This window comes from Haladaptatus sp. HS23, assembly GCF_056892285.1.
On sequence record NZ_JBXGLH010000066.1, the window covers coordinates 1 to 382 of the forward strand.

Below are 382 nucleotides of genomic sequence, written 5' to 3' on the forward strand. Positions count from 1 at the left end.
GGTTACCTCGAGAACATTCACGCGAAGACGGCATTGTATGAGTTAGTGGACGATCCACTTGCTGATGAGGAGAATGGAGGATGAGGCCATGCAAATCCCACCGTTATCGATTGAGCCACCAAACGAGAGTGCCCGAGAGACAGTGCGGCGCCATATTGCGATACTTCTCGGTATCGTCAAAGTCCTGCTCGTCGCCTGTTTGATTCAGATCGTCGTCCTCGGGAGCGTCGGTGCAGTTGCACTGTATGTCCTCAACGTTTCGAATCAGGCAGGTGGATGGATGGTCATTTTCTCATGGTTTGGTGCTGCGTACCTGATGAAGCTCTATGCACGAAGCGTCTTCCCGGTGAACGCTGATCGGTTCGAGCGCGTGTAGAAACAC

Annotated in this window: 1 protein-coding gene; it reads left to right on the forward strand. The window is 52.9% G+C overall.

The features are described 5' to 3' along the window. The first annotated feature begins 142 nt into the window (after positions 1-142). Positions 143-376 carry a hypothetical protein gene (locus AC1XDK_RS30830; protein WP_483353838.1) on the forward strand — a complete coding sequence of 78 codons (234 nt, stop codon included), beginning with the start codon at positions 143-145 and terminating at the stop codon, positions 374-376. The last annotated feature ends 6 nt before the right edge of the window (positions 377-382 follow it).